The sequence below is a fragment of the Caballeronia zhejiangensis genome (assembly GCF_022879815.1).
Lineage (GTDB): Bacteria > Pseudomonadota > Gammaproteobacteria > Burkholderiales > Burkholderiaceae > Caballeronia > Caballeronia zhejiangensis.
On the sequence record NZ_CP084289.1, the window covers coordinates 1 to 8,158 of the forward strand.

The 8,158-nt window shown below is 58.4% G+C and carries 12 protein-coding genes; 6 read left to right on the top strand and 6 right to left on the bottom strand.

All coding sequences use genetic code 11. The annotated features are described in order from the left end of the window. Positions 1-199: 199 nt before the first annotated feature. From LDZ23_RS34765 to LDZ23_RS34780, 4 genes are all read left to right on the top strand, one after another. Positions 200-1,054 carry an integrase domain-containing protein gene (locus LDZ23_RS34765; RefSeq protein ID WP_244808903.1) on the top strand — a complete coding sequence of 285 codons (855 nt, stop codon included), beginning with the start codon at positions 200-202 and terminating at the stop codon, positions 1,052-1,054. Then, positions 1,038-1,298 carry a hypothetical protein gene (locus LDZ23_RS34770; protein ID WP_244808904.1) on the top strand — a complete coding sequence of 87 codons (261 nt, stop codon included), beginning with the start codon at positions 1,038-1,040 and terminating at the stop codon, positions 1,296-1,298. The genes LDZ23_RS34765 and LDZ23_RS34770 overlap by 17 nt, the downstream gene beginning before the upstream one ends. A 495-nt stretch (positions 1,299-1,793) precedes the next feature. Beyond that, on the top strand, positions 1,794-2,435 hold the full coding sequence (locus LDZ23_RS34775) for an AAA family ATPase (RefSeq protein WP_244808907.1): 642 nt from the start codon (positions 1,794-1,796) through the stop codon (positions 2,433-2,435). A gap of 14 nt (positions 2,436-2,449) precedes the next feature. Then, positions 2,450-2,704 (top strand): hypothetical protein, encoded by a 255-nt coding sequence (locus LDZ23_RS34780; RefSeq protein WP_244808905.1) that lies wholly within the window; start codon positions 2,450-2,452, stop codon positions 2,702-2,704. 314 nt (positions 2,705-3,018) lie between these two features. Here LDZ23_RS34780 and LDZ23_RS34785 read toward each other — a convergent pair whose 3' ends face one another. The 6 genes from LDZ23_RS34785 to LDZ23_RS34810 form a co-directional block, all read right to left on the bottom strand. Next, positions 3,019-3,771: a replication initiation protein gene (locus LDZ23_RS34785; protein WP_244808906.1), complete on the bottom strand. Its 753-nt coding sequence runs from the start codon at positions 3,769-3,771 to the stop codon at positions 3,019-3,021. A gap of 320 nt (positions 3,772-4,091) precedes the next feature. Next, positions 4,092-4,388 (bottom strand): HigA family addiction module antitoxin, encoded by a 297-nt coding sequence (locus LDZ23_RS34790; protein ID WP_008344540.1) that lies wholly within the window; start codon positions 4,386-4,388, stop codon positions 4,092-4,094. A gap of 10 nt (positions 4,389-4,398) precedes the next feature. Beyond that, positions 4,399-4,677: a type II toxin-antitoxin system RelE/ParE family toxin gene (locus LDZ23_RS34795; RefSeq protein ID WP_244808899.1), complete on the bottom strand. Its 279-nt coding sequence runs from the start codon at positions 4,675-4,677 to the stop codon at positions 4,399-4,401. A gap of 149 nt (positions 4,678-4,826) precedes the next feature. After that, complete coding sequence (locus tag LDZ23_RS34800) at positions 4,827-5,780, bottom strand: tyrosine-type recombinase/integrase (RefSeq protein ID WP_244808900.1); 954 nt, start codon at positions 5,778-5,780, stop codon at positions 4,827-4,829. Positions 5,781-5,788: 8 nt separating this feature from the next. Further along, positions 5,789-6,082, bottom strand: a complete 294-nt coding sequence (locus tag LDZ23_RS34805; protein ID WP_244808901.1) for a YuaX family protein — start codon at positions 6,080-6,082, stop codon at positions 5,789-5,791. A gap of 27 nt (positions 6,083-6,109) precedes the next feature. Then, complete coding sequence (locus LDZ23_RS34810; protein WP_244808902.1) at positions 6,110-6,499, bottom strand: hypothetical protein; 390 nt, start codon at positions 6,497-6,499, stop codon at positions 6,110-6,112. 164 nt (positions 6,500-6,663) lie between these two features. Between LDZ23_RS34810 and LDZ23_RS34815 the strand changes: the two genes are divergently transcribed. Both LDZ23_RS34815 and LDZ23_RS34820 read left to right on the top strand, forming a co-directional pair. Beyond that, entirely contained in the window at positions 6,664-6,975 is a 312-nt protein-coding gene (locus LDZ23_RS34815) for a hypothetical protein (protein ID WP_008344535.1), read from the top strand. 103 nt (positions 6,976-7,078) lie between these two features. Beyond that, positions 7,079-7,501 (top strand): response regulator, encoded by a 423-nt coding sequence (locus LDZ23_RS34820; protein ID WP_235366130.1) that lies wholly within the window; start codon positions 7,079-7,081, stop codon positions 7,499-7,501. The last annotated feature ends 657 nt before the right edge of the window (positions 7,502-8,158 follow it).

Sequence of the window (8,158 nt, forward strand, 5' to 3'; positions counted from 1 at the left end):
TACCGGCCACAACAACCCACCTCCAGGTGGCGGCCCACAGTTCCCTAAACACACGCAGCACCCGGCTCGCTGGAGCGACTCGGCGCAACACAAAAACGAACGACAACAACGACAAAGACCAACGATGAACAGCAGGAACAAATCCGCGTCGGCACCGAATCGCTCGCGATCGAGGCCTCGATCAACCGAAGTGAAGTTCATGGAAGCATCGCTTTACAAGGGAGCCGCGACGTTGACCCGGCAGAAGATGTTGACGACTTTCCGAGCGTTTGCCGCGCACGCCAAGCTGCAACGTTACGGAGATGTCGATCCCGTCACCGTGACGAAGAAGCAGCTATGCAACTACGTGAGCACGCGCATTGAGGCGGGCATCACCGCGCGGACGATTCAAAACGAAGTCAGTCATCTGCGCCGAGCGTTGCACGGCGCTGGCCGCGGCGCGTGGGCCGATGCTCTCACCAACTTGCAGCTTGGTGTGCCAGCGGGAACACGCATTGGCGGTGGCCATGTGGTCGATGAGCAGGTGCTCGCTCATGCGCTCGAGCACGCTGCGGCCGACACGCGTGCGTGGATCCAGCTCGAGCGTTGCTTGGGCTTGCGTCGCGAAGAAATGATCGAGAGCCACAAGAGCCTGAAGCAATGGGAAGCGGCTCTCGCACGTGGCCAAAGCTTTATCACGGTTCGCTATGGCACCAAGGGTGGACGTGTGCGAGATACGGTCATCCCAGCGCCCTATCGCACGCGAGCCCTAGAAGCCGTACAAGCCGCGCTCACGGTCATGGCGACGCGGTCCCACTTGGTCGACGCTACGACCGCACGTGCAGCCCAAAAGCACGTCCATGAGCGTTTTGCTGCGCTAGGCCTTAAGGGTAAAGATTCTGGCCACGCCCTGCGCCGTGCCTTTTGTCGCGACAACTACGAGTACTACCTGCGCGAGGGCCACGAAGTCAAAGAAGCGCTCGCGCTGTGCTCACGTGATCTTGGCCACGGTGAGGGGCGCGGTCGCTGGGTTTGGAACAACTATCTGAGGGCGAGCTATGAGCAGCAAACCTGAATTCGTGACCGCTCACCGGCTGCCGAAAGGCAGCGTGTGGAAGGTCAAAACTGAACTGGTCGGAGGTACGCAGCTGGAAGCGCTTTCGGATCCGGCTGACGCGCTGCCGAGGGTGAAAATTTCGCCTGAGGCATTCGAAGCGCTCAAAGGTCTTCGGCATCGCGGTGAGACGATTCGGGAGGTGGTGGAGCGATTGATCTTCACTGCTATTGGGCAACCCAATAGTGATCCTCGCCAACGATAGGACAGCCTTGGTCCGTTCAGGGCCCCTGTTTGGCCCCGGAACGGACCAAGGCAGATTCAAACTATTGGTAGAAAAGCCCCTGAGCCCCAGCAGGGGCCCTGTCGGGGCCTTCACAAAGTGCTCGAAAACTGGCCGGTATGGCATCCTTTGTGTCACCAATGATTTCGATGGCCTACATGACGAAGCGAAGAGGTAGAAAAGTGTCAGATATCGGTGACTTTTCTGCCCCTTTGCTGCAGTCCTGTGAGGTCAGATCGACGTGATCGCAGAACGCATGATGATTGACGGCAGCCGGTAACTTGCTGGTCCTTGACCGCGAAACAACGCGCAATCAAGCGGTCCTCCGCTCTTCCGCCTGAAAGCTGCCTTTTGACCCTATCCGCATAAGCAAAATTATCAAGAGATAGTTGCCATTACACTACAGCCGCTAGACAAGTTCCCCCATAATCATATTATTTAAATAGCATTTCAATATTGAAATACGGTGATATTTATATGATTATCACAATAGGGAACACGAAGGGTGGGGTGGGTAAATCGACGCTTGCCGTTCAGCTTGCACTGGGCCTTTCGCTAGATGGGCAGCGCGTGTGGCTGGTTGATGGAGACCGGCAGGGGACAAGCCTGGGCGCGATCACCGTGCGCGCTGAAAGTGGCCGAGCACCGATTGCCGCCGCCGCGTACCCAGACGGCGCGACGCTGCGCGCACAGGTCACGCAGCAGGCCAGTGCATACGATCACGTCATCATTGATGCGGGCGGACGTGATTCAACCGCATTACGCGCGGCGCTAACAGTCTCTGATCTTATGTTGGTGCCGTTTCAGCCGCGTTCATTCGATGTTTGGGCGCTGTCGGACGTGGCGAGCTTGTTACGCGAGGCGCGCAGTGTGCGCGACGTACGAGCTCTAGCGTTGCTGAATGCCGCCGATCCACAAGGCAGCGACAACGAAGAGGCGAGTGAGGCGCTTGCTGACATTGAAGGCATCGAGCTGCTGCCGCTGCGTATCGGGCGGCGTAAAGCGTTCGCCAGCGCGAGCGGTGCGGGGCTCTACATCGATGAATATCGGCCGCGCGACGCGAGCGCATCGATAGAACTATCGGCACTAAAAAATTACATTATTTCAATATTGAAATAATATTGAAAATATATATGTCCATTACGAAAAAACCTAAATCTGTTGCCAGCGAGCCAGCGGCAAGTGCGTTCATCGCTCGCGCGCCCGATGCCACTGCCGCGGCAAACACGAGCCCGTCAGCACGGAAAAACAAGGTTCAAATCGCCATTACAATTGCCCCCGATTTGCTCGCTGCCGTCGACGCGCTTGCCGTACGGAAGGGCCTCAGCCGAGCCGCAGCAATTTCGCTCGCCTGCGCTGAGTTGGTGGAGCGGGACACGAAGAACTGACGCGTTAACTGTTCTTCAGTTGTTGGACTGTTGCGAGCGGTTTTGAATGGTCGTTTCTCTTATAGGACAAGCCCGAAAGGGCGCGTCAGGCTCAAGTGAGGGGAAGTCCCGAACCGCACAGCGGCTCTCCACGGACCGAGTTTTTGGCCAGTGGAGAATGGGCTAACCACAAGGGGAAGTGCCGTGACTTTGGGGGCAGCTATTGCGTCTTTTTCCGGGTGCTATCCACATGCTGCGAGCGGAAGCTTCTTTCTCGTGCATCGGCGCATCAGGAAAGAGTTTCGCCGTCTTCGAGTTGGAAAAAAATACGCGGTTCAGAACAGCGCGCCTTGCGGATTGGGTTCGAACTCAAATCGCAGTGCCGTCACCTTCCGGCCGGCTTTGATAGGTTCCCACTTCACAATTAGTCCGTTCTTTTCTCGCAGCTCTTTGACTGCAGGTTCGATGACCCGTAGTCGTAGTTCCTTAAAATTTGCCCGTGCTGTAGGCGTAGCGTCGGTCGCTTCTTGGAATTCGACTATCGTGGGCGTCCATCGCCCGGCACCCTGCCAAGACCTCAGGCACTCAAACAGTCGCCAAGAATAGATCGAACGGAATGCCGCGGCGTGCTTAAGCTTGTAGGTCGTGAACTCTTTGCGTAGGCCGAACAGGAATGGCACCAGGTCAGGATGCCATCGAACTTCAACCATTCCTTCGCCCTTCGCATACTTTCCGGTGATGACCCATGCGCGAACTTCACGCACTACACCGCGCCGCGTTGGTGTCTCGACGATAACCTTTGGCTGCTGTAATGCTTCTGCGCCCGCCTGTAATTGCTGATAAGCGGCGTCAAGTGTGATGCCGAACGTCTCGGCATATTCGATCGCTGACAGCTTGACAGTCTGCATCTTCGGATCCATCAGACCACGCACATCGGTGCTGTCAGTTTTAGCAAGCGCTGCGGCGATAAATCGTTTTTCGGGCAGGCTCAGCCCGTGGGCGGCTCGGGTGACGGCGTTCGCCATCGTCACATTGCGCTCAGCTATTCCCGTTTGGCTGCCCGGCTTTGCTGACAGACCAGTTTTCATTGGAGCAATTACTCGGTTATTGGAGCAGATGCCGATGCTACCACCAGTTCTGTCCGTTTTGTATACGTTTTACCGTTTTACTTCGTTTTAGACAGGGTCGGAGCCTTGATGGATAAGGCTTTGCGAGGCGTTATTGGTGGAGCTGCTCGGTTCTATTGGTGGAGCCGCTCGGTTTATTGGTGGAGCTGCTCGGTCTATGGTGGAACCGCTCGGTCGTTTCCACAGGCTATTGAAACAACGGCTCGGACTTATCCACAGGTAAAAAGCAAGGTCATAAAACGAAGGGCGCCGAAGCGCCCTTGATGCCGTGGAAGTGAGGCTCACGCGTGTGCGCGCTCGACTTTGGGCGTTCCCTTGGAACGCGCTTGCCAAAGATCATAGGCTGTCTGCTGGGCCAGCCATACGTCCGCGCGGCCGCCATTCTCGACGCCGAGCCATCCCTCGATCCGAAGGGCCATTTCTGGCGAGATACCGGCGTGCTCGTTCAGCACGCGTGACAACGCCACGCGCGTGACACCGAGCTGCTCGGCCGCTTGAGTCACCGTCAAACCAAGCTCCGGGAGGATATCCTCCCGAAGCGTTTCACCTGGGTGAGGCGGGTTAAACATTTGGGTCATGTACTGAACCTTAGTGGTAGTCCTGGTAGTCCACCAAGACAGCGTCAGTACCTTCGAATGTGAAGGTCATCCGCCAGTTCCCATTCACGCTTATCGCGTAATGACCGGCTAACGGCCCTTCCAATCGGTGAAACTTCCAGCCCGGCAAATTCATATCATGTGGCGACTGAGCCACACTCAGCCGAGCTAACTGACGCTTTAATTTGGATGCATGGTCAGGTCGAATGCCTGCCTTACTTCCACTGACGAAGAACTCCTCGAGTCCCTTGTGCTTCCATGACTTGATCATGGGGCTCCTGATACTTGAAAAAGTTAAAGACGGTCATGGTGGTTCCTTCGTGAGTGAGTTGAACTGCTTCGCGCTCTGCTTCGCCATCTGTGTAGCGTATAGTTACACTATACACATTGGGTGAAGCAAAATCAAATTCACGGGTTCTCTCAAAGGCGGATCCGCTCCACCTCATCTAGACTGATCTCATCATGCCGCCGGTCATAGAGTTGGGTGGTGCGGGTCGATGCGTGATTGGCCATCGCGGCTGCGTTTTCAAGCGTGCCGCCGTTCTTCAGATACGCGGTGATACCGGTTGCGCGAAACGTGTGGTTGCCAATCAGCGTATCGATGCCGGCCACACGCGCCCGGCGCCGCACCATCGCGTAGGCGTTGGCTTGGGGGAGAGCAGAAGGGCTCAACTGTCCGGTGCCGCGCGCGATCGTGCGAAACAGCGGCCCCTTCGGCTCATCCCGCAGGCCGGTCTGCTCCAGGTAGTCGTGGAGATACGCTTCCAGCGTGTGATGACACGGCATCGCATGCGCCTTGCCGCCTTTCTCGCGCAGGCGCACCCACAGGCGCCGCTGCTGCACATAGACGTCCTCTACGCGCATCGCGAGTGCCGCGCCGATGCGCGCGAACGAAAACACCATCAACGCAATGAGCGCCCGGTCCCGCAGGCCGATCGGCGTCGACACGTCGATGCTGTCCAGCAGCTGCCGCGCTTCGCTCGCATCGAGCACCGGCGTCCTGCCCTTCTTCGGCGTGTGACTGGGGCCGCGCACTGACGCGGCCGGGTTGTGCGGGACAATCTGGCCGGTGACCAGCCAGTCGAACAGGTGGCGGATCGCCGCGAGGCGCTGCTTGACGGTCGACGCCGCATGCGTCTGCGTCTGCAGCTCGATCCACGCGGCGACGTGCAGCGGCTGCACAGCCGTGATGGAGGTCACGCCCGCGCTGGCGCACCAAGCCAGAAAATCCCCTGCCGCCCGCGCATACGCCCGCCGCGTATGCGGATTGCGGATGGCTGAGGCAAAGAACTCCAGAAAGCGAATACTTGCTTGCTCGCCAGCGGAGGTCACGAGCGAGGGAAGAGAGGTCGCCAGAACTAGGATTGAGCCCATCGGGGTCGTCAATGAAGCGTTGGCTTGGTCGTGATGCCCGGCGTAATCGGCGCAGCACGTTCGGCTTGCTTATAGAGGCCTTCTCGGCACTCGGCCTTGAGGTCAGCGACTGCCGATTCGATCAACGGATGGCCGCGGTAAGGCGCCACGGTGGCGTCGATCGTCGCTTCGACCTTTTCAATGGCAGCCTCGACGCTGTCCGGATCTTCGCTATCGAAGTCAACCGTGATGACGAGGCCTTCAAGCGCCTCGAGGGCAGCAGCTACCTCCGTACGAAGGTCTGCAATAAGTTTGTCGGACATAGGGTTTTTGAGAAAGCCAGGTAATCGTCACTTAGGCGGTACAGTCGTTTCCTGACTCACTAGCAGCGCCTGCGCCCGGGTCACTAGCGCCTCCAGTGCGCTTGCTGTTCCGACATCAAAATCCAAGGTACCGAGCGTCAACCGCACGACGCGGCCGGCCTGAGCATTGCGCCACGCCAGTGCAGCACGCGCGAGCACAGGGCCAATTTCCTGGCTGAGCGGGACGACAAACTCGCCCGTGAACCCGGTGTCGTCCGACAGCCCTGGCATCGTGAACGCGATGGCACTGATGCGGGTGTGATCGGCGCGCACCAAGTGATAAAACTGTTTGAGTTCACGCTGGTAGTTCGGGCTGAACGCGGCCTCATCGCCGGCTGAACGGACCAGCGTCAAACGTAGCGTCGCAGCACGCTCCATCGTTCCTCCTTTATATCTGATAAAGGACATTATCAAATATAGAAGGACGATACGTATTGGCGCGACCGTTGTGCACGCAATTCGGACGCGCCGAGCGCCTTATAAAACGGCACGAAGTGCGCTAGCGTCGGCGGGTTGCGTGAATCACGTTTCGGCTACTCATCATGTCGGACTCTGACCTGCATGCGCTTGCCCTTGCTGTGGCCGACTGCGCCCAATTCTCATCCTTGATTCGACGCGCGTTGGGCAAGCAGCAATACGAAAAAACAGAAAGTACGCTTTGCCGTGACATGTCCGACCTCGTGGGACTCGTCGAGTGGAGCCTGCCCCTCGACATGGCGCAGCAGAGCGAATTAAACAAGGCGCGCACCTACCTGGCACTGCGACGGCTGGACTGGGCCCTGACTTGCGTGGATGGCGTCCTTCAAAGCGTCCGGACGGCGATTCAGGACGATTGCTTACCGGACTCCTCGTAGGCGGGCATGGTCGGTGCGCTATCTATCGATAGGGCGCACTGGAGAGTTCATGCCGTTTTCGAAATTGTTTCAGCGGGCGCCCCGACCGTGGACCGCGCGACGAGTGCCACTCAATCAAGCCAGACTGCGCGTCCTCGTGGTCGATGACAACCACGATGCAGCCTTGGCCATGACGGTCTATCTGTCGCTGGAGGACATCGAGTCACGTGCTGTTTTCGGCGGTCGCGACGCCATCGATCTCGCGCCCGAATGGGCGCCCCATATCATCCTAATGGACATCCAGATGCCAGCATGCAATGGCATCGAGGCGGCTCGCATGCTGCGGCGTGATCCGCGGACCAACCACATCGCGATCATCGCCTATACCGCGCTGGACGAAACCGAACTGCGCCGCCAGTTGGTCGATGACGAGTTCGACGGCTACCTGCAAAAAGGTCGAGATCTCAGTCAGTTGATCCAGCTGCTCAAGACTTTCACTCAGGCCGATGGCACGGGATCAGGTACCCGTGCGGGAGGCGTTGCCTAGCTTCGAAAGACCAGCTGATCGGCATCGTAAGAAACCACGTGCGACCACCTGACTGGTCAGACGAAAACTGCTGTGCTAACGTAGCGGCGTTCCTGCGTCCCTGACGCATCGACCTACGATCGGCTTCGAGCCTGATCCTACTTCTTAAGCCGGGCACTTTGCCCGCAAACCGCTTACGGCAAGTACATCGGATTCGTCCGCCCTGCACAGCCCCCTGAGCGATTTTTTCGTGGCGCTTCGGCGGGGCTGTCGTAGTCCGTCCATCGCAAGCGCAAGCACTTTTCCATCTCGGGCTTTGCCCGCGCATCACGTTCCTACGAGCCACCAAGCTCGAACTTACCTCGTCTTTCGGCTGCCAACGAGCAGCCCAGCTAGCGCATCGCGTCCGCGCTTCCCGTTTGCTGTGCCGACAGCAAACGCAGCAAGCAAGATGCGGTGACTTCCCCGCCTTCCGCGGCCCGATCATTGGGAGCATCCGCCGAGGCAACCACGTGGTTTTGCGCGTCACTGCTTCGCATCGAGGAGCAGTGACGCGCTTTCGCGCACTCCTCTCGCCCGCGCCACGCAAGGCGTCCGTCTCATGACGTGATAGTTAAGCGCACGTCAGCGCGTCGAACCGGCCAACCGGCGAACGACAAACGACCTCATCGGCAGCAG

What these genes read in the sequence shown, in the direction of transcription:
- LDZ23_RS34785 (WP_244808906.1), bottom strand. Translation starts at nt 3,771, where the DNA reads ATGAAAACTGGTCTGTCAGCAAAGCCGGGCAGCCAAACGGGAATAGCT.
- LDZ23_RS34790 (WP_008344540.1), bottom strand. Translation starts at nt 4,388, where the DNA reads ATGACCCAAATGTTTAACCCGCCTCACCCAGGTGAAACGCTTCGGGAG.
- LDZ23_RS34810 (WP_244808902.1), bottom strand. Translation starts at nt 6,499, where the DNA reads ATGGAGCGTGCTGCGACGCTACGTTTGACGCTGGTCCGTTCAGCCGGC.
- LDZ23_RS34805 (WP_244808901.1), bottom strand. Translation starts at nt 6,082, where the DNA reads ATGTCCGACAAACTTATTGCAGACCTTCGTACGGAGGTAGCTGCTGCC.
- LDZ23_RS34800 (WP_244808900.1), bottom strand. Translation starts at nt 5,780, where the DNA reads ATGGGCTCAATCCTAGTTCTGGCGACCTCTCTTCCCTCGCTCGTGACC.
- LDZ23_RS34815 (WP_008344535.1), top strand. Translation starts at nt 6,664, where the DNA reads ATGTCGGACTCTGACCTGCATGCGCTTGCCCTTGCTGTGGCCGACTGC.
- LDZ23_RS34770 (WP_244808904.1), top strand. Translation starts at nt 1,038, where the DNA reads ATGAGCAGCAAACCTGAATTCGTGACCGCTCACCGGCTGCCGAAAGGC.
- LDZ23_RS34795 (WP_244808899.1), bottom strand. Translation starts at nt 4,677, where the DNA reads ATGATCAAGTCATGGAAGCACAAGGGACTCGAGGAGTTCTTCGTCAGT.
- LDZ23_RS34780 (WP_244808905.1), top strand. Translation starts at nt 2,450, where the DNA reads ATGTCCATTACGAAAAAACCTAAATCTGTTGCCAGCGAGCCAGCGGCA.
- LDZ23_RS34765 (WP_244808903.1), top strand. Translation starts at nt 200, where the DNA reads ATGGAAGCATCGCTTTACAAGGGAGCCGCGACGTTGACCCGGCAGAAG.
- LDZ23_RS34775 (WP_244808907.1), top strand. Translation starts at nt 1,794, where the DNA reads ATGATTATCACAATAGGGAACACGAAGGGTGGGGTGGGTAAATCGACG.